The 25,165-nt window shown below is 47.3% G+C and carries 25 protein-coding genes; 5 read left to right on the top strand and 20 right to left on the bottom strand.

Annotated elements, in window-relative coordinates; translation table 11 throughout:
- The first annotated feature begins 121 nt into the window (after positions 1-121).
- A complete protein-coding gene (gene spoVB / locus BM613_RS03160; protein WP_109429721.1) occupies positions 122-1,714 on the top strand; it encodes a stage V sporulation protein B in 1,593 nt (530 codons plus the stop codon).
- A 79-nt stretch (positions 1,715-1,793) separates the two neighbouring features.
- On the opposite strand, the gene BM613_RS03155 is transcribed toward spoVB, so the two are convergent.
- Complete coding sequence (locus BM613_RS03155; protein WP_109429720.1) at positions 1,794-2,504, bottom strand: DUF421 domain-containing protein; 711 nt, start codon at positions 2,502-2,504, stop codon at positions 1,794-1,796.
- Positions 2,505-2,553: 49 nt separating this feature from the next.
- Between BM613_RS03155 and trmB the strand changes: the two genes are divergently transcribed.
- Together trmB and BM613_RS03145 are read left to right on the top strand one after the other, a co-directional pair.
- A complete protein-coding gene (gene trmB / locus BM613_RS03150) occupies positions 2,554-3,231 on the top strand; it encodes a tRNA (guanosine(46)-N7)-methyltransferase TrmB (protein WP_109429719.1) in 678 nt (225 codons plus the stop codon).
- Between the two features lie 36 nt (positions 3,232-3,267).
- Positions 3,268-3,666, top strand: coding sequence for a TIGR04086 family membrane protein (locus BM613_RS03145; RefSeq protein ID WP_109429718.1), 399 nt, complete (start codon positions 3,268-3,270; stop codon positions 3,664-3,666).
- 70 nt (positions 3,667-3,736) lie between these two features.
- Here BM613_RS03145 and map read toward each other — a convergent pair whose 3' ends face one another.
- The 17 genes from map to tyrS form a co-directional block, all read right to left on the bottom strand.
- Positions 3,737-4,480 (bottom strand): type I methionyl aminopeptidase, encoded by a 744-nt coding sequence (gene map / locus BM613_RS03140; protein WP_109429717.1) that lies wholly within the window; start codon positions 4,478-4,480, stop codon positions 3,737-3,739.
- On the bottom strand, positions 4,480-4,749 hold the full coding sequence (gene yajC / locus BM613_RS03135; protein WP_109429716.1) for a preprotein translocase subunit YajC: 270 nt from the start codon (positions 4,747-4,749) through the stop codon (positions 4,480-4,482). Before yajC ends, map begins: the two co-directional genes overlap by 1 nt.
- 25 nt (positions 4,750-4,774) lie before the next feature.
- Positions 4,775-5,908 carry a tRNA guanosine(34) transglycosylase Tgt gene (gene tgt / locus BM613_RS03130; RefSeq protein WP_109429715.1) on the bottom strand — a complete coding sequence of 378 codons (1,134 nt, stop codon included), beginning with the start codon at positions 5,906-5,908 and terminating at the stop codon, positions 4,775-4,777.
- Positions 5,909-5,928: 20 nt separating this feature from the next.
- Positions 5,929-6,969, bottom strand: a complete 1,041-nt coding sequence (queA, locus tag BM613_RS03125; protein ID WP_109429714.1) for a tRNA preQ1(34) S-adenosylmethionine ribosyltransferase-isomerase QueA — start codon at positions 6,967-6,969, stop codon at positions 5,929-5,931.
- A 100-nt stretch (positions 6,970-7,069) separates the two neighbouring features.
- Complete coding sequence (locus BM613_RS03120) at positions 7,070-8,236, bottom strand: anti-sigma-I factor RsgI family protein (protein ID WP_109429713.1); 1,167 nt, start codon at positions 8,234-8,236, stop codon at positions 7,070-7,072.
- Positions 8,233-8,994, bottom strand: a complete 762-nt coding sequence (gene sigI / locus BM613_RS03115) for an RNA polymerase sigma-I factor (protein WP_109429712.1) — start codon at positions 8,992-8,994, stop codon at positions 8,233-8,235. Before sigI ends, BM613_RS03120 begins: the two co-directional genes overlap by 4 nt.
- 47 nt (positions 8,995-9,041) lie before the next feature.
- Positions 9,042-10,049, bottom strand: a complete 1,008-nt coding sequence (gene ruvB, locus BM613_RS03110; protein ID WP_109429711.1) for a Holliday junction branch migration DNA helicase RuvB — start codon at positions 10,047-10,049, stop codon at positions 9,042-9,044.
- Positions 10,050-10,081: 32 nt separating this feature from the next.
- Positions 10,082-10,699, bottom strand: coding sequence for a Holliday junction branch migration protein RuvA (ruvA, locus tag BM613_RS03105; RefSeq protein WP_109429710.1), 618 nt, complete (start codon positions 10,697-10,699; stop codon positions 10,082-10,084).
- Positions 10,696-11,217, bottom strand: a complete 522-nt coding sequence (gene ruvC, locus BM613_RS03100) for a crossover junction endodeoxyribonuclease RuvC (protein ID WP_109429709.1) — start codon at positions 11,215-11,217, stop codon at positions 10,696-10,698. Before ruvC ends, ruvA begins: the two co-directional genes overlap by 4 nt.
- A gap of 24 nt (positions 11,218-11,241) precedes the next feature.
- Positions 11,242-11,988 (bottom strand): YebC/PmpR family DNA-binding transcriptional regulator, encoded by a 747-nt coding sequence (locus BM613_RS03095; RefSeq protein WP_109429708.1) that lies wholly within the window; start codon positions 11,986-11,988, stop codon positions 11,242-11,244.
- A gap of 12 nt (positions 11,989-12,000) precedes the next feature.
- Positions 12,001-12,855 (bottom strand): NAD+ synthase, encoded by an 855-nt coding sequence (locus BM613_RS03090; RefSeq protein ID WP_245926219.1) that lies wholly within the window; start codon positions 12,853-12,855, stop codon positions 12,001-12,003.
- A complete protein-coding gene (locus BM613_RS03085) occupies positions 12,852-13,703 on the bottom strand; it encodes a nitrilase-related carbon-nitrogen hydrolase (RefSeq protein ID WP_109429707.1) in 852 nt (283 codons plus the stop codon). The genes BM613_RS03090 and BM613_RS03085 overlap by 4 nt, the downstream gene beginning before the upstream one ends.
- Before the next feature lie 64 nt (positions 13,704-13,767).
- Complete coding sequence (locus BM613_RS03080; RefSeq protein ID WP_109429706.1) at positions 13,768-14,727, bottom strand: phosphotransferase; 960 nt, start codon at positions 14,725-14,727, stop codon at positions 13,768-13,770.
- 80 nt (positions 14,728-14,807) lie between these two features.
- A complete protein-coding gene (locus BM613_RS03075; RefSeq protein ID WP_109429705.1) occupies positions 14,808-15,824 on the bottom strand; it encodes a LysM peptidoglycan-binding domain-containing protein in 1,017 nt (338 codons plus the stop codon).
- Between the two features lie 260 nt (positions 15,825-16,084).
- Positions 16,085-16,963 carry a prephenate dehydratase gene (gene pheA / locus BM613_RS03070; RefSeq protein WP_109429704.1) on the bottom strand — a complete coding sequence of 293 codons (879 nt, stop codon included), beginning with the start codon at positions 16,961-16,963 and terminating at the stop codon, positions 16,085-16,087.
- 5 nt (positions 16,964-16,968) lie between these two features.
- Complete coding sequence (gene yunB, locus BM613_RS03065) at positions 16,969-17,673, bottom strand: sporulation protein YunB (RefSeq protein ID WP_109429703.1); 705 nt, start codon at positions 17,671-17,673, stop codon at positions 16,969-16,971.
- 87 nt (positions 17,674-17,760) lie between these two features.
- Positions 17,761-18,996 carry a tyrosine--tRNA ligase gene (gene tyrS / locus BM613_RS03060; RefSeq protein WP_425450680.1) on the bottom strand — a complete coding sequence of 412 codons (1,236 nt, stop codon included), beginning with the start codon at positions 18,994-18,996 and terminating at the stop codon, positions 17,761-17,763.
- A gap of 368 nt (positions 18,997-19,364) precedes the next feature.
- Between tyrS and BM613_RS03055 the strand changes: the two genes are divergently transcribed.
- On the top strand, positions 19,365-21,767 hold the full coding sequence (locus BM613_RS03055) for a transglycosylase domain-containing protein (protein ID WP_181362858.1): 2,403 nt from the start codon (positions 19,365-19,367) through the stop codon (positions 21,765-21,767).
- Here BM613_RS03055 and BM613_RS03050 read toward each other — a convergent pair.
- On the bottom strand, positions 21,722-24,073 hold the full coding sequence (locus tag BM613_RS03050) for an endonuclease MutS2 (RefSeq protein WP_181362857.1): 2,352 nt from the start codon (positions 24,071-24,073) through the stop codon (positions 21,722-21,724). The genes BM613_RS03055 and BM613_RS03050 overlap by 46 nt on opposite strands.
- Positions 24,074-24,170: 97 nt before the next feature.
- Between BM613_RS03050 and BM613_RS03045 the strand changes: the two genes are divergently transcribed.
- Positions 24,171-24,509, top strand: a complete 339-nt coding sequence (locus BM613_RS03045) for a phage holin family protein (RefSeq protein WP_109429700.1) — start codon at positions 24,171-24,173, stop codon at positions 24,507-24,509.
- Between the two features lie 80 nt (positions 24,510-24,589).
- On the opposite strand, the gene BM613_RS03040 is transcribed toward BM613_RS03045, so the two are convergent.
- A complete protein-coding gene (locus BM613_RS03040; RefSeq protein WP_109429699.1) occupies positions 24,590-25,144 on the bottom strand; it encodes a CvpA family protein in 555 nt (184 codons plus the stop codon).
- Positions 25,145-25,165: the final 21 nt, after the last annotated feature.

Below are 25,165 nucleotides of genomic sequence, written 5' to 3'. Positions count from 1 at the left end.
GGACTAACCTTGTGCATTTCCGCATACGTTCAAGTGACAGGCATGTCTCCCTGACAGCCAACTCTCCGAACGGCATAGGTTGCACTTTGCCATTGCATCTTGAAAGAAGGTGGAGCTAGACATGCAGCGCCAATCATTTATCGCGGGAACTTCCGTCCTTATCGGAGCAAGTCTGATCACCCGTATTCTCGGATTTATCTATCGCATAGCACTTACAAGACTCATCGGTGCAGAAGGCATTGGCTTATTTCAAATGGTATTTCCTCTTTTGACACTTATTTTAACGATCGTAACATTTGGCATGGGGGTTTCCGTTTCAAAATTAGTCGCAGAATCAGTCGTCACAGGAAATCGCGAACGAATTCGCCGCATTCTTGTCACCGCACTTAGCATAACACTCACACTCGCGATCGTTTTGACAGTTGGCATGATTCTATTTGGCCATTTTTTTGCGCGCTACTTATTTACAGATCCGCGTGCTTACTTTCCTTTCATTACATTGACACCTATCATTCTCATCATTGCAGCTGCCTCCGTGCTACGAGGCTATTTTCAAGGATTACAAATCATGAGTACCCCTTCTGTCGCGGCAATTATCGAAACTCTCGTACGCATTGTCGCTGTGTGGATCATCGCTTTTCTCTCGCTAGCGAAAGGGAAAGGGATGGAATATGCCGCAGCGAGTGTGTCCGGCGGTATGATTCTCGGTGAACTCGCTGGTTGCTTGTACATGTATCTCATCTATCGCCGCAAAATCCGCATTTCCAATTTACCACTCCCTCCATACACAGGGGAACCAGAACCCTTTACACGCACCTTGCGCGCGATGTTTGAAATTGCTTTGCCCGTCACCTTTAGTCGTTTTATTGGGTCAATCGCTTTTGCTGTTGAACCCATTCTCGTTACGCGTTCACTTTTGATGGCTGGAATCACGACCACGCTCGCAACAAGAATGTACGGAGAATATAGTGGAATGGCGATTCCCTTGCTTGTCTTCCCCACCGTCTTTACGTATTCATTGGCTGTTCAACTCGTACCTTCGATCTCGGAGGCAATTGCAGCAGGCCAAGAAAAACTTGTTGAACGCAGACTCTATCAATCATTTCGCGTTACAGCGTTAGTCGGGTTTCCCACTTCACTGATTCTACTGCAATATGCGACGCCACTTTGCGACGCAATCTTTCACCATCCACACGTTGCACCATTACTCGCAATCATGGCACCTACAGGCTTTTTACTTTATCTCCAAGGGCCATTGTCCGGAATCTTACAAGGAATCAACAAAGCTGGGATTGCCATGCGCAACTCCTTGATCGGCGCAGCGATCAAGCTGCTTATCATCTATTTTCTAGCTAGTAAACCAGCAATCGGAATCTCGGGTGTCGCAATTGCAGTCGCCGCTTCCGTGACACTTACGACACTTTTGCATATCAACTCCGTACACCGCATCATCGGCTTTTATGTAGATGCGTTAGATACTGCAAAAATTCTTGCAGCCACAGCCGCGATGGGTTTGTTTACACACCTTCTATGGATCAACCTCTCAGCAGTTCCTCTTTCTACTGCATTGACAACTGCCATCAGCAGTGGACTCATGGTTTACCTGTTACTACTCGTCATGTCTGGAACACTTACATCTCACGCCTTTACACGAATCCCTTGGATCGGAAAACGATTGGCCCATTTCATCAAATATATTCCTTTTTCTAAATGATCTAAGAGCATCAACCCAAAAGATATTGTAGTGTCTTCGCTACCGGTAGCGAAGACACTTTTTTCCGAACTTCCTTTGATTATAAGGGAGGATCTTGTTTTTGTACTTTACTTTTATTATCCAAGCGATCAACCTTCAATGTCGTCCCATCCCACCAAGCATAAAACACTTCTTTCTCTGATGAGTAGCCTAACGCAGTCAACTGCTCTTTTAACCATTGGGGCGATTTCCCGATCGCAGCCAACTTGTCAAAGATGATTTCACCCCCTACAATGAGCGAGGTTGGCATTACTGTCGGTTTAACCACCATGCCTAGATCATCCGCTGTGATTGGGCGCTGCCCGGCCTTTGGAAAGACAGATAATTTCCCTGTCGTCTCCAAAATGGCGAATTCTACATCAGCGATACTTGTAATATCTTTTTCGCGCAGTTGCATCAACAGATCAGACATGCTGTAGCGAGTACGCTTCATCTCACTGTCATTGACTTCGCCATTGGCGATCAACACCGTAGGTTTCCCCTCGACGAGATCATGCAAACGACGGCTGTGCAAAGTGAGTATGGATACGCCGATCTGCATCAGGACCAGCAGTCCGATGATAAAAGCGCCATGCCACACCGGAATTTTCAAGTCTTGTAACGCTAATGCGGAAATCTCGGCAATCATGATGGAAACGACTAGATCAAAGACAGATAACTTGCCAATCTCCCGCTTGCCCATAATTCGCAAAGCGGCAAATACAAAAACATACGTAAATAAGGTGCGAATAAATAATGTCCACATCATCATGACCACTACCCCCATTGAATGACCATCCCTAGTATGAGGAGGATCCCCGTTGAGAATACGCGGCAAGCATAAAGTTCCAGATTTACTACAAAAAAGCGCATCCGTGCTGTATGACAAATCCACTGGAGTCTTACCCGCACAACTATTGGCATCATACCGCTTTACAGCACTTGAAATTGGCTGTGGCCGCGGAGCTTTTCTTACACAATTGGCACGATCACACCCTGATACACTTTGCCTTGGTGTGGAAAAATTTATTGAAATTATAGCCCGCGCTGCCTCACTCGCAGTTTCTAAAGAAATCCAAAACATCCGTTTCATTCATATGGATATCAACGATGCACTCAATGTTTTCCCACAAAACAGCATAGACATCATCTATCTCAATTTTTCTGATCCATGGCCGCGCCGTCGCAATGACTTGAAACGTTTAACACACGTTCGCCACTTAGCCATTTATCGAAAACTCTTGCGTGACAACGGAGCACTTGAGTTTAAAACGGATAACGCAGAATTTTTTGAGTGGTCTTTGCAATCTTTCCGTAAAGATGGGTGGATTATTCAGGAAATTGACCGAAATGTGTCAGATCTGGCGCCATTTGGAGAAGCGGAGAAGGGAAAATATATCCAGACTGAATATGAACAAAAATTCCGCAAGCTCGGAATGCCTATTTTTCATGTGCGCGTCACACCAAATGAACATATTGTAGACATGCCCCTCATATAAACATAGAGAATCGATTCTCCTTTGGGGGGCTAGAACTTGAACGGGAAAATGTGGTCTGATTTACGGACGGATTTTCGTGGATCTCCAGTCATTTTAGGCGTCATTGTTGCCTTCGTGACTTCGCTCATGTGCACACTTGTCATGGCAGGTATCTATACATGGTCAAATTTTTCAGAAACCACACTCCCTTATGCAGCCTACACAATCAACGCCATCTCCGCACTGCTCGGTGCCATCATCGCCGCCCGCAATGCTGCCACAAAAGGTTGGTATTTTGGCGGCATCACGGCGCTGCTCTTTAGCGTGATGCTAGCTATCGTAGGCAGCCTAGTTGATATGAGTGCTGCCTTTCAGATGCAGACTCTCGTACGCATTGCCCTGCTCGCACTGATCGGAGCTTTTGGCGGGATGATCGGTGTCAATTTAAAGCGTTAAGCACATGCGGCGACCTCTCATACCTGTGCTGAGGTCGCTCGCCAAAATCTTTTCAATGATAACTTCCCACTTACGCAGTCAAAATAATGGGTCCCTCTTTTGTGATCGCAATGGTGTGCTCATACTGCGCAGACAGCTTCCCATCCAATGTGCGAGCCGTCCATCCATCAGAATCAATTTTCGCCTTATATGTACCCAGATTCAACATCGGTTCAATGGTTAAGCACATGCCCTCACGTAAGATCATCCCCGTTCCGGGGCGTCCATAATGCGGGATAATGGGCTGTTCATGGATTTTGCGTCCGATCCCATGACCAGCAAAATCACGAACCACAGAAAAACCCTCGCGTTCTGCATAGGATTGAATGGCATGTCCGATATCTCCTAAATGATGACCCGGAATCGCCTGTTCAATGCCAAGAAATAGCGCTTTTTTGGTGACATCGAGCAACCGCTGCGCTTCATCGGAAATCTCACCTACAGCGTAACACCAAGCAGAATCTGCCAGCCAACCATTCCGATTCACTACCATGTCAATTTTTACGATATCGCCACTCTTCAGTTCATACGCAGATGGAAATCCATGACATATTACATCGTTAACTGATGCGCATGTCGCGTAAGGGTAGCCTTGATAACCTTTTTGCTCAGGTGTCGCCCCGCGCTCTTCTAAAAACTGTTCGACAAACTGATCGATCTCAGAGGTTGTAATGCCCGGTTGAATCACGGAAGCAAGTGCTTCATGACATGCCGCTAAGATTGCTCCTGCTTCTCTCATGCGATCGATTTGCTCGGGCGTTTTCACCATCGCCATTATACATCTCTCCGAACCGAATCAATCGCCTTGCGCTCAAAAGTCACTTCTAAGTCGTTTGCAATTCGCAACCTAACGATATTGCCATCAATTGCAGTGATTGTCCCGTGCAGTCCACCAATTGTCACAACTTGATCGCCCGATTGCAACGACTGGAGTAGGGCATTTCGCTCACGCTGACGCTTTTGTTGCGGGCGGATAAGCAAAAAATAAAACACGACAAGGATCAAAATAAGTGGTAAATATTGCATTACAGCAGTTCCTGACATTGGACAGCCTCCTTCATTGTGCTATTTAGCACATTGCGTCTCTATTATACCCGTAGGCGTCATAAAATTGTTTGCGCAAGGCAAGAAAAGTCCCGTTTTCAATCGATGCGCGTATTTTTTCCATCAGTTTAACCAGAAAATACACATTGTGATACGACGTCAAACGAATGCCAAAAGTCTCTTCTGCTTTTAGCAAATGTCTAATATAGGCCCGAGAATAATTTTTGCATACGTAACAGTCGCACTTTTCATCTAGTGGCGCATAATCTTTCGCATTTGCAGCGTTTCGCACAACTAGTTTCCCAGAAGCAGTAAAGACCGTGCCGTTGCGCGCGATGCGTGTGGGCAATACACAATCGAACATATCGACACCGCGCATCACTCCTTCAAAAAGGTCATCAGGCGCTCCTACGCCCATGAGATACCTCGGTTTGTTCTGTGGTAAAAATGGGGTGGTATGCTCTAGCACTTCATTCATCAGTGGTTTAGGTTCACCGACACTCAATCCTCCTATTGCATATCCGGGAAAATCAAGTTCGACCAATTCCTCTGCCGCCTGTCTGCGCAAATCAATTTCCATACCTCCTTGGACAATCCCAAAAAGCGCCTGCTCTTCGCTTCGCTCATGCGCCACAAGCGAACGCTTTGCCCACCGCGTCGTACGCAACAGGGAAGCAAGGACATATTCTCGGTCGGCCGGATAAGGAGGACATTCATCAAACGCCATAATAATATCGGCTCCCAAGGCATTTTGCACTTGAATCGATCGCTCCGGACTTAAAAATCGTTTTTCTCCGGAAATATGTGATCGAAATTCTACACCTTCTTCTGAAATTTTACGCAGGGTTGACAAGCTAAAAACCTGAAAGCCCCCACTGTCTGTTAGAATGGCCCGGGGCCAATTCATAAACTTGTGTAATCCGCCTGCACCCTGAATGACGTCTTCCCCTGGACGCAAATGCAAATGGTACGTATTTGATAAGATGATGTGCGCCCCAATGTCCATTAGTTCTTCAGGACTTAGTGTCTTAACTGTAGCTTGCGTACCCACTGGCATAAACACTGGAGTTTCAATCGTCGCGTGCAACGTGCGTATCCTCCCGCGGCGAGCGAGAGAATCACTTGAGGTCTTTAATAACTCAAACGACAGTGCAGACATCTCAATAAGATCCTTTCTCCTTACAAAATCAACATTGCATCGCCAAAGCTGTAAAAGCGATACTTCTGCTGAACCGCAACTTCATAAGCGGCAAGTAAACGTTCGCGTCCGACAAGTGCAGAAACAAGCATAAGCAAAGTAGATTCAGGAAGGTGGAAATTAGTAATTAATGCATCGGTCACCTGAAATTGAAACCCTGGATAGATAAAAATGTTGGTCCATCCACTGATCTCTGTACTGGGTGTCTGCTGTTGACGTATCCGCCAAGCAGATTCCAGTGCCCGTACTGTCGTTGTCCCTACACAAAGCACGCGCCGCCCCGATCGCTTAGCGGCTTGTATCGCATCCACAACTGTTGCTGGCACACGATACCATTCTTCATGCATGTGGTGATCTTCAATTCGATCGGCTTGAACGGGCCGAAATGTGCCTAGCCCCACATGAAGTGTAATGAAATGCATTTGTATTCCGTTTTCTTCTAATTCTTGAATCAATTGCGGTGTAAAGTGCAGTCCCGCTGTAGGTGCAGCAACCGATCCTTTCTCCCTCGCATATACAGTCTGATACCGGTTGGGATCCTCTAACTTAGATTTAATATAAGGGGGTAATGGCATCTGTCCAAGTGTATCTAACAACGCGTCAAAAACAGTGCCACTTGCTGAAAACTCGACAAGACGTGTGTCCCCAGGCAAATGCGCGATAAGTGTTGCCGTCAGTTGTCCATCCCCAAAAACAACTTGCTGACCCATTGCCAGACGTTTTGCTGGGCGCAACAACACTTCCCACTGACCAGCAACTGCGTATGGACGTAACAAGAGCAGTTCAATCATAGCTCCGGTATCTCTTTTTCGCCCAAATAAACGTGCCGGGATTACTCGAGAGTCATTGGCAATCAGTAGATCCCCGGAACGTAAGAACTTTGGCAAATCGTAGAAATGCGCGTGTTTCAATTCATCCGATTTCCGATCAAGGACAAGTAGTCGGGAAGAACTCCGATGTGGCTCAGGACTTTGTGCAATCAATTCTTCTGGAAGGTTATATTTGTACTCATGCGTATTCACAGATTCATTTCACCGCCTCTAACACTTCGCACTATAACACAAGCCCTGCAAAGTGCAAAATGCGTCACAGCAATTTTATGCGACAAACATGCACGTACACTCAGCGGATCTGAATCGGGGCATTATGCAAAATCGCTCTGCCAATCGGTGAAGCCCCTTGCAACACGGAGAAGGGCGCCCGCGCGCTCCTCACATGAGCCGTTTCTGGGAGACTGGAAGAATGAATCGATGTGGAGGGCGGGAATGACGGCAAGCGCCTTTTTTGTATAGATATTGACCATTTTCGCGAGGGAACTAGTGCATGCATCGGCTGCTGTATGAATGCCAACAGTTGATTGGGTAACGGCGGCAAATCAGGGGGCAAAAGTGGTGCTGGCGCGTTTTCTTTCCCGTTTGCTCGCCCATTGTTCTCATGTACACCTCGCTTGCTCTGAAGCTTTGTAACTTCTAAAAGAGCATGCGGCAGAGTCGGATCACGTTCAGCGATGTGAAGCAATTGATGCAGTTTCACTGTTCCGCCCACCGCCCGTGCCATATGCCCATTTAAAAGATCCTGCCAAGACACAAAATCACCACTTCGCTTAGCCTCTACATATAATGCCAGTCTACCTGGAGATACCTGATCTTGCAGCGCACTAGAAAAGAAGGTTTTCGTTACAACAAAGGAAGTGAAGGTAACTTCCCCTTTCCCCAGCGCTTTGATAATCACTTGACGCAAACTCTGCATCGTAGTAGACAGTTTCGCTTGTGCAGCCGTCTGTCCAGGTGCAACAACCATCACTATATTTGTTTGCCGCTTGACATAGCCAAACTGAACCATAGAATGCATATAATCACACAGTGCACTCGACAATAAGTCACCCGTCATTTGTACATGGTAAAGAACCTTACGCCCCGCTGCGTCAAGTGGTTTTACAGCAAGAATGCGGTCGCTGCGATCCACTGTAAACACGACACTCGGATTCACATCGAGCGATAGATAAATGTATGGGGCTGCCTTCGCTAGATCCCACTGCGAAAATACAAGCATCGTTACTGTGACCATGGAAGCAACAACGATCCCTGCCACGCTTCGCCGATTTAGCCAGCGCGAGAGAAATGGACGCCGCAAAATGCTGGCTTGTGGCACAACAAGATCACCTTGCGCAATCTCTTGGCCAATTTTCATATGCTCTTCACGCAGTACGCGCACAAACGTGAATTCCTGTGTAAGGATAACAGCTGTTCGCTCGTCAGGAAACCCTATGACAATCCCGCTTCGCCTCATCGCGGATTCCCCCCCGTCACAAATGACTGCAACAGCTCATAATCCCCTAGCAACAAAACGACGACAGCCACGATATAATCCCGTTGCCGCTCAAGCGTCTTTCGACTCACAGCAACTCGTGGTGCAAGTTGTTTTAGAGGTAAAGCTTTCGTCTTTACAAAGCGCGCGCGCAGGTCTTCGTCACACACGACTTGTCTCGCTGCAAAAAGAGCATGTTCCCTTGCGTCCACATGCTTTGGACTCGCATGAATGAGATCGAAAAAATCGATGCCATACTGCTTCAACTCTTCCGTATATCTTGTGATTTCCTCTGCTCGTCTGGCCACTTCCATCTCCCGCTGATAAGCAGACAGTGCAGATGCAACTTCAATGGTATTTTGTATATTTCCGTCTTCGTCTGTTTCGTCAAATGCTGTAAAGGGAAGTTCGCGCTTGCGCGAATTGGCGCGAAATGAATCGATCAGGCGGCGACGTATCACTGTTTCAGCAAAGTGCAAAAAAGCCCCTCGCCTCGTCACATACGCGTCAATCGCTTCGTTTAACGCGAGTAACGCAATCTGAAATTCTTCATCCGTGCGCGCAATCCCCCGTCCGCACGTCGCTGACGCAACGCGCTCAACAAAAGGTAAACAATGTTGCAAAAGTTGTTCACGCGCATCCTTTTGTCCATCTAATGCAAGCGCAACAAGTTCGTTAAGCGTTTCTGGCACAGCGACTTGCTTTCGTCGCAAAGAGAGACGAACCACCGGCTGCGCCACCTTTCTACCTTAATTCGCCGTAGACTTCGCGCTTATGTCCGTCTTGCTCACGTAGTTTGGATTCCTGGATAGAGCATTCCAAAGTGCGCATACGCCCTCTGTGTAGCCTCTCGCCCACGCGGAGTGCGCTTAAGTAAACCCATCTGCAAGAGATAAGGCTCATACACGTCTTCGATCGTCCCCGCATCCTCCCCAACTGTCGCAGAAAGCGTATCGAGCCCAACTGGGCCACCACCAAATTTCTCAATAATCCCTAACAGCAGCCGGTGATCGAGTTCATCAAGCCCATACGCATCGACATTCATACGCGCAAGTGCCTTGATCGCTAAATCGTAATCAATGTAGCCATCTCCCATGATCTGTGCAAAGTCGCGCACTCTGCGCAATAAGCGATTTGCAATACGCGGTGTACCGCGAGAACGCCGTGCAATTTCTTCTGCCCCTTGTTCATTAAGAGCTACGCCAAGGATAGCGGCCGCACGCAACACAATCCTTTGTAAATCGCTAACCGGAAAATAATTCAAATGGCAGACGACACCAAAACGATCACGCAGAGGTGCAGATAAGAGCCCTGCCCGCGTCGTAGCACCAATCAGAGTAAAAGGAGGCAGTTCAAGTCGCAACGAACGTGCACTAGGCCCTTTGCCAAGCATGATATCAACCGCAAAGTCCTCCATCGCTGGATACAAAACTTCTTCTACACTGCGTGGCAAACGGTGAATTTCATCAATAAATAAGACATCGCCTTCCTCCAAATTCGTGACGAGTGCCGCAAGATCTCCTGCACGTTCAATCGCTGGACCTGAAGTCACACGAATATTGACGGCAAGTTCATTTGCGATAATATGTGCAAGCGAAGTTTTCCCAAGCCCAGGAGGACCGTACAGCAATACGTGATCTAGCGATTCTTGTCGCAATTTTGCTGCATCAATATAAATCCGCAGATTATCCTTTATGCCTTGTTGTCCGATATATTCTCGCAGATAACGCGGACGCAGCGTATCGTCTTTCCCATCTTCAAAAATTTGCACAGCATCGACTATGCGTTCATGCACGAATGTTTCCCTCTTTTCCGTTTGGGGTTCCGTCACCGCGCAAGAGCACGCAACGCGTGTTTGACCCCTTCCGTGACACTCTTCTCTGCAATTTCATCGCCGATGTCCTGTAAAATACCTGAGATTTCTCGATCCGTGAATCCTAGTCCTAACAACGCCTCACGCACTTGGGCAAAAGCATCACGCTGATTTTTTCTTGTGTTTCTAAATTCAGTGACAGGTTCTTCTGTCGCATACACATCGGGGAGAAGATCAGCCACGCGATCCTTTAACTCTAAGATTAAGCGCTGCGCTGTTTTCGCTCCAACACCAGGAACTGTCGTCAACTGCCCAACATCTCCATTGTGCAGCGCCGTCGCTATTTGCCCAGGAGTTAAATGGTGCAAAATCGCAAGCGCAACTTTAGGACCGATCCCACTTGCACTTTGTAAACGCAAAAACAACTTACGCGCTTGATCCGTTGTGAAGCCGTAAAGTAAGATTGCATCTTCACGCACATGTTGATGTATATACAGCCTAGTCGTTGCCCCAAGTTCCATTTCCGATAACATTGATCCGGGCATATACACGCGATACCCGACCCCAAAAACAAGCAAAATGACAGCGTCTTCCTCCAGGGCATCCACAACTCCATCTAGTAAGGCGATCATTGCTGTCCCCCCTTGCGCGTGTATCGTGCGCGGCCATCGACACGTGCGGCGATGCGGTAACTGTGGGCATGCGCAATTGCTATCGCCAAAGCGTCAGCGGCATCATCCGGCTTTGGAATACTAGGCAAATGAAGTAACACGCGCACCATCTCTTGCACTTGTCGTTTCTCTGCCCGACCATAGCCTACAACAGCCATCTTTACTTGCATCGGCGTATATGAAAATTGCGGCACACTTGCCAACTCTGCTGCAAGAACGACCACGCCGCGCGCTTCCGCAGCCGTAAAAGCTGTCGTGACATTGCGATTAAAAAACAGTTGTTCAATCGCTGTCGCATCTGGTCGATATCGCTCAATGACATCAGTCACTGCCTCGTAAATGTCGCGAAACCGCGATCCATTTGGCGTATTTGGCACGGTTTCAATACAACCGTATTCGATCGCTCGCAGTGATTGTCCTGCTTCAATCACGCCATACCCGGTTCGCCCAAATCCTGGGTCGATTCCTAAAATCCGCATCGCTTCATTCCTCTCTCAAAGGCCCTACTCCTCATCCATCTCATCAGGCAAACGCGCATTGCTAAAAACACTTTGCACATCTTCATGCTCTTCCAAAATGCCAATCAACGTCACAACACGCTCCGCCTCATCACCTTGAAGATCTACCCAAGTTGTTGGAATATAAGCGATCTGTGCACTTTCAGAGTGAACCTTCAGCCGTTGCAAAGCGGCTTCCACAGAAGCAAGCTGATCCAAATTTACAGAGAGGATATACTGATCATCTTCTCTTTCAAAATCATCAATCCCTGCATCCAACATCGCCAACGTAAAATCTTCTTCCGACATAGCGACTTGCCCCACCGGGACAGAAAGCACGCCCATACGCTTAAACATCCATGCAACACAGCCCGTTTCCCCGAGTGATCCACCATACTTTGAAAATAAGTGGCGCATTTCTGCAGCCGTGCGGTTGCGATTACTCGTAGAGAGTTCCACCATGATTGCCACCCCGCCCGGACCATACCCTTCATAAAGCAGATCCTCATAGCGAATGCCCTCTAGTGTTCCTGTCGCTTTACCGATCGTGCGCGCAATCGTATCGTTTGGCACACTAGCGGCTCGTGCCTTTTCAAGTGCCATCTTTAGATGATAGTTCGTCTCTGGATTTGCCCCTCCACGCCTTGCCGCGGTATAAATATCCCGGCATAATTTCGTAAATAACTGTCCCTTCGATGCATCTTGCTTCCCTTTGCGATGTGCGATATTTTTCCACTTCGAATGACCAGCCATAGACTCCTCCGCTTACATGCCCCAATCTCGTGAGTAACGAAAGTCAACTCCAACCGTTCGGCTCGACAGTTTTGCAATGATCGGCATGCGTCTTTTATATTGATTTTGGCGAATCCGCCATGTGATGTTTTCGACCATGCGCCCTTCAAAACCAAGCGCCACTACTTCCGCCGCAGCGAGCCGCTGATCGATCAACAAGTGTAAAATGGCGTCCGCTTCTTCATACGTAAAACCAAACTCTCCTTCATCCGTTTGATCTTGCCACAAATCTGCAGAAGGCGGTTTTTCAATAATGGCTGTAGGTACCGCAAGCAGTTTCGCGAGATGGCGTATCTGTGTCTTATACAAATCGCCAATTGGGTTGAGAGCAGAAGCAAGATCACCAAATTGCGTCCCATATCCCAACAGCAACTCCGTTTTATTGCTTGTCCCAAGCGGCAAAGCATGTAACAGTGCAGATTGGTCATAAATGATAGACATTCTTTCACGCGCCATCTTATTGCCTCTGCGTAAAGCTGAAGCATCCTCTTGAAATGCGAAATACGCATCGATTTGCGGTGTAATGTCAAACTGCACTAGTGGCAGACCCAGTTCATCCAAGACTTTCTTGGCGTCTGCAACACTCGCTTTACTACTCGTTTTATAAGGCATGAGTAAAGGATGCACACGATCGCGACCAAATGCTGCGACAGCTAGATAAGCCACAACTGCAGAGTCAATTCCACCAGACAATCCAAATACGACATGATCAAATCCCGCCTTCTCTACTTCTTGGCGCAAAAATGCAACGAGAATGGGAATCGTTCCAGCCACTTGATCCGCCAGTGCACGATTTACTTTGTTGACAAGTTGTTCTATTTGCATCATCGCTGTTCCTCCAACATGTTGCCAAGCATGCGATACGTCAAATGGGCATCCTCATCTCGCAAAAGCGGCAAGCGATAGCGTTCTTTGCGAAGCAGCGATAAATCGAGCGTAAAAACCTGTAAGTCTTCCTCGTGTGTATCAATCTTCCCAACCAATTCCCCATCAGGACCCACAACTGCAGAATGTCCAAAGAAATAAAGGCCATCTTCAAATCCGACGCGGTTTACAAAAACCACAAAGCAAGTAAAAAGTTGTGCATAAGTGCGAATCAAGCGTTCCCAAAACAGCTGCGATCCGGAATCAGAACCACTACCAAGTGCTCGTCCGGGTCCTGACGACGGAATGTACAACACGTCAATCCCTGCGACAGAGAGTAAATACGGGACAGACGGATGCCAAGCATCTTCACAAATCGCGATCCCCGCACGATGATGTGTACAATCAAAAGCAGCAATGCTTTTTCCGCGCGCATAATGCCTCCCTTCTTCAAACAGCCCATACGTGGGTAAGTAGACTTTGCGGTGAATGTGTACAACCCGTCCATCAGAAGCATAGAGTGAACTCGTATAAAAATGATGGGCATCTGTCTCTTCCACGAAGCTAAACAAAATGTCAATCTTGACACTTGCAGCAATCAACGCCACAATTTCATCATCTGTCACTTTACGCGCCACTTCATACGTCAAATCGCGCAACAAATATCCCGTTAACGCTAACTCAGGAAAAACAATTAGATTTGCGCCTTCACGTGCGGCGCGATCAACAAACTCGAGCAGTTTTGCTAAATTTGTGTGCACATCTCCCAGCTTGGGCCGAACTTGTCCCAAAGCGACGCGAATGGATTTCACTCGTTATCCCCCTAAAACATGCCGCAGACTTCTTGCCTGCGGCATCGTCATCATGCGTAGTATATCATGTGTACCCTTGTAACCGCTCCTGCATCAAGTGGTTTACATAGCGAATACGCAGTGCCGCTCGCTTTTTTGCATGTGCAGAACGCGCATCTTGTAAATCCCCCACTTCCCGCAATAAAGGAGTTGGGAATTCCAGTAATCTCCGCAATAAGTGTTGCTCCCGTAAAGTAAGTGGGTGAATCTGCAAATAACTCGCCAGTGTCTCGTCCAACCAACTTTGTGTTCCGGTACGATACACCATATGATCAAAAATTTGGTGTAAATCATAGAGTGGTGAATCAGGTCCTGCCAAGTCAAAATCAATTAAGACAGCTGGTGCTCCTGGTTGCACTAAAATATTATGTGGAGCCAGATCACGATGGCACAGCACACCTGCGTCCCGATTTTTCTCCGTTAACCATTGCAACTCTTGATGCGGTAGGTCGCGCAATATTTGTTCCGCGCGGTGCCGATAGCGTTCCCACTCTTTCTCTGACATTCCTACTAATCCACCGGAGTGAACGACATCAACGGCACGGCGTAAGCGCAAGGAAAATTTCTGGACGATCGATTGCGTGACAACGAGTGGTTTGGGTACTGTGATTTGTGCATGGTGCAACCGAGCGACTGCTTGGATCGCAGAGAGACGATCCGCGCGAATGGAGAAATCTGCATGTTCCCCGGACAGCCAGGGTTCAAGGGTCAGCAAGTCTCCGTCCAATTCGCAGAATCCGCGATCATCGATTGTCCGTAAATACGTTTTACATAATCCGTACTGTGCCAATTGGTCTTTGACATGAATTATCGCTTTGATACGTTCAAACGACAATCCCTGTTTCGCCCCATAGCGTTTACACATAAACCGTCCACGATCTGTCACAACTGCAACTACACTTCGCAGCGGTATCGTTGCCCATATTTTTACCCCATAAGCGCGCTCAATATCTTGCACCGCAGTCCCCGTCATCCAGGTTTCCATTTATTTCACTCCCTGACGACTAAGCGCGCCGACGTGAAAGACGGCGCACCTTTAACACATCAGAACGATCTCTGTTCTATTTAATGTGATGCAGATTCACGAAACCAGGAAGATTCCATTTCCCAAAGTGATGAACTCTCCCGCAATTTTACGTCCTTTTTCACTTGCAACTCTTGATAAATACTCAGTGGAGCAAACGGCGACATCGCAATTGTCTCCTTGGTTACAGGAATTTCTGGACCTTTGCCGACGATCATCAGATTAGATGGCAAACTCGGATCTTCACAAATGATCATGTCTTCAAGTGGTCGATTCTCATAAAATGATTTTTCTTCTATAACTTCGCCTGCTTCTTCAACAAAGAGCTTCGCTACAGCAGGCGGTGTCACTTTCATTTTCGGTGGTTTTACTCCGTCATTTTGCATTTTCGCCTGTTTTGATGAGTACTCGCGATCTGCTTTTGACTCACTAAACCCCTGAGGCGACGGCTTTAAAGATTTTACATTCGATGCTCCAGCAGGAGGTTGGTTCGGTTCTAATGGTACTGCTGGCTTCATCGGTGCAGAATGTGGAGCGAGGGGCACTGCATGCGGTGTTGGCGTTGGCATCTGACCTGGCGGTGCTGCATGCGGTGCTGGTGTTGGCATCTGACCTGGCGGTGCTGCATGCGGTGCTGCATGCGGTGCTGGCGTTGGCATCTGACCTGGAGGTTGCATATCAAATTGATCGGGCGCACGACCAGGAATATTCACAATTTGACCTGGGATAATTTGGTCTGGATAAGCAATCTGCGGATTCGCAATGATAAGATACTGCACAGGAAGACCAACCTGTTGAGCAATTTTCCACATCGTGTCGCCCTTTTTTACAACATAGGGCCATGTGGGCATAGGAACTTCATAGCCACCAAAATCCGATGCAATGTAAGGACCATCACTTGGATCAAGCGGCAATGGAAGATAGAGTTGATCGCCGATACGAAGCAAGTTTGGATCAAAAACTTGTGGATTGGCATTAATCAAAGCAAGTGTGGAAATTCCAAAGCGTTGAGCAATTTTCCACATAGTATCGCCTTTTTGTACCGTGTACAGTTTCACCCATTTCGACCTCCTAGGTCAGATATCTGTAGCAATATATGCAGACATAGGCAAAATGACAGGGGAGTCGACAAATATGGGCATTTTCTATAAAAATCTTACAAATCTATATGTATGATGGAAAATACACGCTAAAAAGAACTGCAGAGTCCGCTTCCATCGTGCGTGGGGGGGATAAGGCACATGGTAAAACGCTCCTTGCAGTTCTTTTCAGTTTAAAATAAGTTGTGACGTCATTATAGGGTTTTCGACTAAATCTGTCAAATTTCTTGCGAAGAAACTGAAAAACACGGATAGGTTCCTAGATCACGCACAGAAAATCCCGCGATTGCAGAGATTTCTTCCATTGCTTGCACAACTTCTTGATCATTCGAGTTTCCCAATACATCAATATAAAACTGGTAGCTGCCTAGTCCTCTCTTCGTTGGACGTGACTCTAAGCGCGACAAGTTTAATTGACGCTGTGCAAACACTTTTAATACTGCGTACAAAGCGCCAGGATGATCATCACCTAATTGGAGTAGTAAAGATGTTTTCGTTGTGTCTGCTTTTTGCTCTTGTACAAAGTAAGGAGCGTGTTCCCTCCGCCCAAGTAGCACGAATCGCGTCACGTTATCTGAGATATCTTGCGCATCTACCCGTAACACTTCAAGCGCTTGTGCACGTCCTGCATTTAAGCTGCCAACACACACGAGCGTATGATCGCGTTCTTTTGCTACATGTAAAATCGCCGCAGCTGTACTCTCAACATCTACATGTTCAGCATTTGGAAACAGTTCCATTAGCGTTTGCCGACATTGGGCAAGAGCTTGTGGGTGCGACAATACTTGTCGCACAGCGTGAGGATCTGTACCCGGCAATCCAAATATTGTGTGCCGAATCGGCAATGCGACCTCTGCGAATATGCGCAGGGGATACGCAGCCAATCGATCGAGTGTCACAAGCACCGATCCTTCTAAGGAATTTTCAATTGGAACAGCTGCGTACTGCACCTCATTGTTCTCCACTGCATCAAAAACCCGTGAAATTGAAGAAAAAGGGTGAATCCGCGATCTCTCAACTCCTAGTTTATCTGCAAAAAAATGGGCGGCTTGCTCAGTATACGTCCCGCTGGGACCTAAAAATCCTAACATCCTCATGCTTCTTACTTCTCCTCACTTTTCCCTGAAATGATCGATGGCAACGGAAATTGCGGTGCACCCGTCCCTGCAATCGTCGTCTGCGGTACAGTTCCAATAAACACTACATAAGCAATTGGAATTTTTGTCTCTACACGAACAGGCGTCGTAATAAACGGCACGACTACACTCACCTGAGCTGTAATGTGTAAATACAAAATATGCACCGTTTGATTGATTCCAGCCGTTTCAACAACAGGTAAAACTTCGCTTTGCGCAGAGCCAAGTGGTTCGATACGCAGCGGAATTGAGGGACCAAGTGTCGCCAAAATGGCACTGCCCATCGCTTGCAAAGCTGGAACATAGATCGTTCGCTCCTCAAGTCGCGTCAGAACATGCTGCACACGTAAAGTCGTCACACTTTCAATGTGAGCCACTTCAGCAAAGTTAAAGTGAGCACTTGTAACACGGCCGAATCGGTCTTTTTCCACGATGATGAGTTTCGCATACTGTTCATCTTCAGCGATTCTCTGCGTAAGCGCATCGTTAATCGCTTGCGTTGCCATTTGCCTGGCAATTCCAGTCGCCATCGCCATAAAAGGTGGACGCAAGCTACGATCAAGCAATTCGATACTCCAAAGCAAGGTGGCAAGTGAGAAAAATAAAAACAACAGGCTAAAAATCGTATAACGTCTCCAAATTGAGGGCGACCGCCTCGCTTTAAAGCGCATGATAAGCCCTCCCGTTCGCACGCTGTGAGAAGCATGGGACACGCTTCTCTAAAAGCTTATGCGTACGCGGCTAGGGATTCGTCCAACTTATGAGAATATGAGCCGAATAAATTTGCGCTTTCCAACTTGCACGACCATATCGGCGTGCGGCGTCACAATAAACTGCGGATCAAGCACTTGAACTCCATCAATGCGCACGCCCCCCCCTTGGATCAAGCGCCGCGCCTCCGAGTTGCTCGGGGCAAGTTTTGCCGACACTAACAAGGCGACAAGTGAAACATCTACATTTGTGATAGAAAATGTAGGAATCTCATCTGGTAGCGTGTGTTTTTGAAATACCCGCACAAACTCGGACTGCGCTTCATCTGCCGCTTGTGCTCCTTGAAAGCGAGCCGTCAATAAGTAAGCGAGGCGCATTTTTGCATCACGCGGATGCAGTTCACCTGTTCGTAAAGCCTGTTCGATCTGTAGAATTTCTTCTGTAGGCAACCCGCTTAGCAAATCAAAATATTTGACCATTAAAGCGTCAGGCAAAGACATCGTTTTCCCATAAATCTCTTTTGCAGATTCGTTTACACCGATATAATTCCCGAGACTTTTTGACATTTTTTGTACGCCATCGAGACCTTCAATAATCGGCATCGTCAAAGCGATTTGTGGTTCAAGTCCATACTCCTTCTGCAAAGTCCTTCCCATGAGCAAATTAAATGTCTGATCCGTTCCTCCAAGTTCAATATCCGTCCGTAGAGCAACTGAATCGTATCCTTGCATCAGAGGATAGAAAAATTCATGAATACTGATTGGAATCCCTTGTGTAAATCGTTTTTTAAAGTCATCCCGTTCAAGCATTCGCGCTACAGTAAGTGTTGAAGCGAGCCGCACAACGTCTGAAAAATGCAAAGGAGCAAGCCAAGTCGAATTAAAGTGAATTTCCGTACGCTCCCGGTCAAGCACTTTAAATACTTGCTGCTCATACGATTTCGCATTTGTTTTGACCTGTTCTTCCGTCAATTGTTTACGCGTTTCTGATTTGCCCGTCGGGTCTCCAATGCGTCCCGTAAAATCACCAATGACTAATTGCACAATATGTCCCAGATCTTGCAATTGACGGAGTTTCTCTAGAACCACAACATGCCCCACATGAATATCGGGGGCTGAAGGATCGAGACCCAGTTTCACACGCAGTGGTTGCCCCGTCTCAACACTTTTGCGTACTTTGGATATCAATTCATCCTTCGGAATGATTTCAACCGCACCTCTTTGGATCACCTCGACTTGCCGTTTGATTTCTTGTTCAATGTGATCTGCATCTACTTTCACCAAAATTCAACCAACCTTTCGAAGAAAATAAAAACTCGTCCCTAAAAAGGGACGAGTTCACTCGCGGTACCACCCTTGTTGGCGCAAAGCGCCCACTTTACATCGATAACGGAGATTTAACCGGCATAGTCATGCGGCTCAAACTGGGTAATTTGATCACAAGTCGCCATTGGCTCACACCACCCGCCAACTCTCTGAAGACACTCCTTGTAACTCGCGCGAAACCACTGTTCGCCTCAGCTCTCACAGCCTCTTTGTATTCGGAAATTTGATTCATTCTATCCGATCGTCATACGCATTGTCAATCCATTCGATCCTTTAGAATGCTGAAAAAAAGGTTGGAACATACTACTGCTCATGAGGTGATTGCCATGGCGAACAAAGGGCCTCGTTCCAATTCAACCCTGCAACGACACCATCCCGATGCGCGGCAAAAACGCGCGCGTAAGGTCTTGCAAATCCGTCTGGCCATTGCACTTGGCGGTATTGCTGTCATCATCGGCTTTACAATCGGCATGAGCACTTATCTTTTGAAAGACATTCCAGCACTTCGTTTATCTGACTTTGTTGATCTTTCCGCCGCCTCACTTGTATACGCGAGTGATGGCAGTCTGCTAGGCCGTTTTGCAAGTGAAGGTGACCGACGTCCCCTGATCGCCTTAAAGGAGGCGGGAAACTCACTTGTACAAGCGTTTCTTTCTGCTGAAGACAAAGATTTTTATCATCATTTTGGAATTGACCCAGTTGCCATTCTTCGTTCCGCCTGGGATGACCTCAACCACCGGTCGATTCGCAGTGGCGCATCGACGATTACCCAACAAACAGTCAAACTCGCCATGTTTCCAAGTCAGGAACGTACGTTCAGACGGAAAGTACAAGAGATGATCTTATCCTTGGAACTTGAGCACCGTCAAAGCAAACAACAAATTCTTCTGGAATATCTAAACGCACTCTATTTTGGTCGCGTACATGGAGTCCCGCTCTATGGGGTAGAAAGTGCAGCGATCCACATTTTTGGTCGGCACGCAAAATTCTTGACTCCTGCACAAGCGGCCACCATTGCCTCCATTCCGAATAATCCATCTTATTTTTCACTGGAAAAGTACCCGCATCACGTGCTTTGTAGGCAACGCTGGATTCTTAGCAAAATGCATGAGCTTGGTTATTTAAATGATCACGCTTATCAGAAGGCTCTCGCTGAACCGGTATTACAAGAACTGCGTCACGATCATATCTTATATGCACCTTATGAAAGCAACAGCCCCTATGTCATCGCGCAAGTCAGTCACCTTGCACCGCGTCTAATCGCACAAAGTGAGGGCATCTCGTTAAGTGAAGCACAAATCATGCTAGAATCACGCGGTTACCGCATTTATACTTCGATCGACGCAAATCTTGAGCGACACATAGAGCAAGTGGCAGAAAACAAAAAAAACTTCCCTCCTGCACTGACACGAAATCAGCACATTGCCGATTCTCTGCCGATAGACGAACAAGTGGGGATGGTGATTGTAGAAAATCACACGGGCCGTATCCTTGCCATCGCAGGAGGTCGCAATTTTGCGCAGAGTCAAGTTGACCACACACTCACAAGACGACAAGCAGGCTCAGCATTGAAACCACTTGTCGTGTACGGCCCCGCGTTAGAGCATGGATTGATTACGCCAGGCAGTATTTTAGATGATGTGGCGCATGAGTATGCGGATGCAAACAGTCCAACTCACACTTGGTTTCCCATGAATTGGGATCGGCGCTTTCACGGGCTCATGACCGCGCGCGATGCCCTTATGCGCAGTTACAATTTGCCGGCTATTGAACTTCTTAATCAAATGGGACCGCAAATGGGAGCTCATTATGCTTGGGAACTTGGACTCACTGGCATTGAGCGAGCTGATGCGAACAACCTTGGACTTGCCATCGGCGGAACACAAGGCGGTGTTAATCCTGAAGAACTAGCTGCGGCTTATGCAGCAATCGCAAATGGAGGAATCTATGCGGAGCCGACGTTAATTGACCGTATGGAGGACTCATTGGGCAAAGAAATTTATCGCCGGGAACCCCGCGTTCACCGCGTATTTCGACGCGAGACAGCAGCTTTGTTGACCACCATGCTAAAACAAGTGGTACAAAACCCCTTCGGAACAGCACACCTGATCGCAAACACACTACACAATGCAGAGGTCGCAGGTAAAACAGGAACGACAGATCAGAACAAAGATGCTTGGTTTGTTGGCTATACACCCACCTATACGATGAGTGCGTGGGTTGGCTATGATCTCCCACGCGCACTGATCAATTCGCGACGCTACAGAGAAACCTTACGTCCACAAAAGTTATTTGTAGAAGTGTTAGGTCCTTCTATCGAGCAGCGCAAGGAGCACTTTACACTGCCCGCCAATATTCATCCCTATGTCATTTGTACGAAGTCAGGGTTATTGGCGAGCCCACTTTGCAAAGCTGCTCATGACGCGGAAGTAGATTATTTCATTAGCGGCACAGAACCAACGGCAATTTGCCACAGTCACCAACTGATCTTCACCACGCGAGTACATGGTATCCGCGTGTTAGCAACAGAATTTACACCCATCACAGAGATTAAAACGGAGATCTTATTTAACCGTCCACACATTCCGGTTGACGCAAAAAAGGGAAAGTACGCACCACTGGATTTAGAAGAGGCGATCCCTACCGAAATTGATCCGCGCGGCGGTTTCCCACTCTCTGAACTTCAACCAAGCTCAATAACGGTGACGCCGCCGTCCCCTTCTCCTTGACTCCCAAGTCGCATACTTTGAATGTGTGGATGATTGCGTAGATATGATTGCACTCCTTTGCGTAGAGCACCTGTACCCTTTCCGTGAATCAAAGAAACTTTCTGGTATCCAGCTAATAACGCTCGATCTAAATATTGATCAATCTCCCGAATCGCCTCTTCGACAGTCGTTCCACGCAAATCAAGGGAAGGCAATACATCGGTCGCTGCGCGCGAAATTGTCACAACTGGCGGATCGATTGTCTTTGCTTTCCGCATCAATTCGACGTCCTCGCGTCGCACTTTCATCTTCATGGCGCCAACTGCTACCATTAATTCGTCTTTGCCGGGAATCTCTGCAATCACGGTCGCTTTTTGCCCCGCGAGCGTGAGAACGCGAACTTCATCGCCCACGGTTACAGCCTTTTGTCGTTTGCTAGCAGGCAATGCTCGTAACGCTTCATTTGGAATGAGTTCTTCTAACCGCTTTTTTTGCGCAGTAAGCTCATGGTCTTTTACCTGCTTTGCACCCTTTGCGCGAAGTTCCCGCAAGTCAGCAAGTATCTGCTCTGCTTCTCGCTGTGCGCGAATCATCTGCATACGTAACTCTGCTTCCGCTTTCTTGCGCCGAACTTGCGAAAGTTCTTCCTCTGTTTGGCGCAAATCAAGAAGCTCCTGGCGCAAACGCTCCGCTTGCGCATGGGCAACTTTCCACTTTTCTTCTTCTTCTTGCGCAATTTTTACACTCTGTTGTAATTTCCCGATCAAATCTTCGACGCGCACATCCTGTGTCGACAATTTTTCATTTGCCACTGTAAGAATAGACTCAGAGAGCCCTAGACGACGAGCAATTGCAAAGGCGTTAGAACGCCCAGGAATCCCCAACAATAACCGATAAGTTGGAGAAAGCGTATCTACATCAAATTCCATACTCGCATTCATTGTCGCTTCTGTCGTATACGCATAAGCCTTTAATTCAGCATAATGTGTCGTAGCAACCACACGAATGGAGCGATTATGCAGATCATCTAGGATCGCCATGGCGAGTGCTGCCCCTTCTGTAGGGTCTGTTCCCGCACCCAGTTCATCAAATAATAAAAGGGAATGACGATCTGCACGTTCTAATATCTGAATGATATTTGTCATGTGGCTAGAAAAAGTGGATAGATTCTGTTCAATACTTTGTTCATCGCCGATATCGGCAAACACTTCAGAAAACCATCCAATCTCTGTTCCTTCCGCAGCTGGTAAAAACAACCCTGAAAGTGCCATAACAACAAAGAGTCCGATGGTTTTAAGTGTGACTGTCTTTCCCCCTGTATTCGGTCCAGTGATGACAAGTGTTGTAAAATCATCACCAATCCGTACATCTAACGCAATCGCACGCTCTTTGTCAAGCAAAGGATGACGACCTTTGCGAATGAATAGCCGTGGTTCAGTCGTAAGGCGCGGTTCGATCGCTTTGTGCACTTGTGCATAACGAGCCTTAGCTAATGCAAAGTCAAGTTGCCCGATCGCTTCGATCACCCGAAAGAGTGAACTGGAGGATTCTGAGACAAGCGCGCTCAAACGCGCTAGAATTCGCTCAATTTCTCGCTCTTGAGCTGTTTCTAATCGTTTAAGCTCATTACTTAGCTGCGCGACACGCTCCGGCTCAATAAAAAGCGTAGAACCAGAGGCCGATACATCATGAACAACGCCGCGCACCGCATGTTGGCTATCTGCACGCACCGCTAGACAGTATCTGTCCCCACGCAAAGTGACGATCTGCTCTTGAAGGTGCTTTTGTATCGATGGAGAACGAATCAGTTCATCCAACGTACGTTTAATGCGCATCTGCACCGTCCGCATATTCTGACGAATATCGCGTAAGTCATTGCTCGCTCGATCCGCTACAAGACCTTCTTCATCAATGCAGAAAAAAATTTCATCCTCTAAGCTTTTCTCAATCATCAGTTCCTCAGAAAATTGCACAAAAGAATCCAATTCATGTTCTTGTGCAATTTCATCAATTTGCCTGCGCATTTTGCGCGCGCCGCGGGCTGTGAGGCCGACTGCAAGCAACTCACTTGCAGAAAGTACACTGCCAAGCTTTGCGCGCTTGATGGCCGATCGAAGATCGATCGTCACTGCAAAAGGCGCTTCCCCTTTTATACGGTAGAAAGTAGCAGCTTCCGCAGTCATTCTTAAAGCTTTTGCAACTGCTTCAGGACTATCTAACGGCACCATTTCTAAAACCCGTTCCCTGCCATACACAGTTAAACAATACTGCGCCACTTCAATCTGTATTTTTTCATATTCTAAAATTTGGAGTGCACGTCGATTCACAGTTTGTATCACATCCCAAAATGAACGTTGACTCTATCTCATGTTTCCCCGATAAACGGGAAACACTACACGCAGTGAAACGTGGAGGTGAAAGTACATGTTAGGAACTATTGTACGCTTTGTCGTATCTGCACTCGTGCTGCTGTTCATTGACTTGATCGTTCCAGGATTTTATATTGCAGGATTCTGGACAGCCCTTTTCGCAGCCGTCGTCATTGCGGCACTCGGATGGGTAATCGAGCGGATGTTTGGCCGCTCCATCTCCCCTTACGCGCGCGGACTCGCTGGATTTATCTCCGGGGCAGTCGTCATCTTCTTAGCACAAGCGATTGTGCCAGGCATGCATGTAACTGTTCTTGGCGCTCTACTCGCTTCGTTAATCATTGGAATTGTTGACCTCTTTGTACCGACCACAATGCGCAGCAAGGTCGACTAACTTTCATTTTACATGTCAGATCGATTCTCATACAAAAGGGCGAGAGGAACAAAATGTAGATTCTCGCCCTTTGTATTTTGCTATAGTGTACTTTCGATTTTATCCAATTGACGAACAGGCACTTTAAACATGGGGACAAGTTTCGAATGTGCAAGTTGCTCTTTTAATGGCGAAGCAGGCACATAAGAAAGAATACTAAGCAAGACTGCAATCAGCGCGATGGCAATGGCAAATCCTGCGGCCAAGCCAGCCAGACGATTTACGAAAGAAAGAACAGGCAGACTCATTACAGTATTTAACATATAGCCCACATAGCGTATTACAAGCAGGGAGAGGTAAAAAACAATGCCAAACGAAATCGCGCTTGCAATTGCGGTGGCTACATCTCCTTGAGAAGGTTGTGGTCCAAAAAAGACGACAAAAGGACCCGATGGGGTATAGCGCATATGTTTTAATACTGTAGCTAATAGCCAATGCGCGATCGTCGGCGTTAAAAATGCATGTAACTTCCAAGCAGAGATATACGCGATCACGGTCCCAAGCAATCGCACGACTTGTGCAACAAACCCTGTTCGATACCCTTCCCATGAACTGAATACAACAATTGCAATCATCACCCAATCGGTGATATTCACGCCTTTTTCGCCACCTTACGC

Origin of the sequence: Sulfoacidibacillus thermotolerans (assembly GCF_003144315.1) — a bacterium.
In the GTDB taxonomy this organism is placed as follows: Bacteria; Bacillota; Bacilli; order Alicyclobacillales; family SLC66; genus Sulfoacidibacillus; species Sulfoacidibacillus thermotolerans.
Note: the sequence above shows the minus strand (reverse complement) of the source record. Positions and strands in the feature narration are given on the sequence as shown.

What these genes read in the sequence shown, in the direction of transcription:
- spoVB (WP_109429721.1), top strand. Translation starts at nt 122, where the DNA reads ATGCAGCGCCAATCATTTATCGCGGGAACTTCCGTCCTTATCGGAGCA.
- BM613_RS03155 (WP_109429720.1), bottom strand. Translation starts at nt 2,504, where the DNA reads ATGATGATGTGGACATTATTTATTCGCACCTTATTTACGTATGTTTTT.
- map (WP_109429717.1), bottom strand. Translation starts at nt 4,480, where the DNA reads ATGGCGATGGTGAAAACGCCCGAGCAAATCGATCGCATGAGAGAAGCA.
- yajC (WP_109429716.1), bottom strand. Translation starts at nt 4,749, where the DNA reads ATGTCAGGAACTGCTGTAATGCAATATTTACCACTTATTTTGATCCTT.
- tgt (WP_109429715.1), bottom strand. Translation starts at nt 5,908, where the DNA reads ATGTCTGCACTGTCGTTTGAGTTATTAAAGACCTCAAGTGATTCTCTC.
- BM613_RS03120 (WP_109429713.1), bottom strand. Translation starts at nt 8,236, where the DNA reads ATGAGGCGAAGCGGGATTGTCATAGGGTTTCCTGACGAGCGAACAGCT.
- ruvA (WP_109429710.1), bottom strand. Translation starts at nt 10,699, where the DNA reads ATGATCGCCTTACTAGATGGAGTTGTGGATGCCCTGGAGGAAGACGCT.
- ruvC (WP_109429709.1), bottom strand. Translation starts at nt 11,217, where the DNA reads ATGCGGATTTTAGGAATCGACCCAGGATTTGGGCGAACCGGGTATGGC.
- BM613_RS03095 (WP_109429708.1), bottom strand. Translation starts at nt 11,988, where the DNA reads ATGGCTGGTCATTCGAAGTGGAAAAATATCGCACATCGCAAAGGGAAG.
- BM613_RS03090 (WP_245926219.1), bottom strand. Translation starts at nt 12,855, where the DNA reads ATGATGCAAATAGAACAACTTGTCAACAAAGTAAATCGTGCACTGGCG.
- BM613_RS03080 (WP_109429706.1), bottom strand. Translation starts at nt 14,727, where the DNA reads ATGGAAACCTGGATGACGGGGACTGCGGTGCAAGATATTGAGCGCGCT.
- pheA (WP_109429704.1), bottom strand. Translation starts at nt 16,963, where the DNA reads ATGAGGATGTTAGGATTTTTAGGTCCCAGCGGGACGTATACTGAGCAA.
- yunB (WP_109429703.1), bottom strand. Translation starts at nt 17,673, where the DNA reads ATGCGCTTTAAAGCGAGGCGGTCGCCCTCAATTTGGAGACGTTATACG.
- BM613_RS03055 (WP_181362858.1), top strand. Translation starts at nt 19,365, where the DNA reads ATGGCGAACAAAGGGCCTCGTTCCAATTCAACCCTGCAACGACACCAT.
- BM613_RS03045 (WP_109429700.1), top strand. Translation starts at nt 24,171, where the DNA reads ATGTTAGGAACTATTGTACGCTTTGTCGTATCTGCACTCGTGCTGCTG.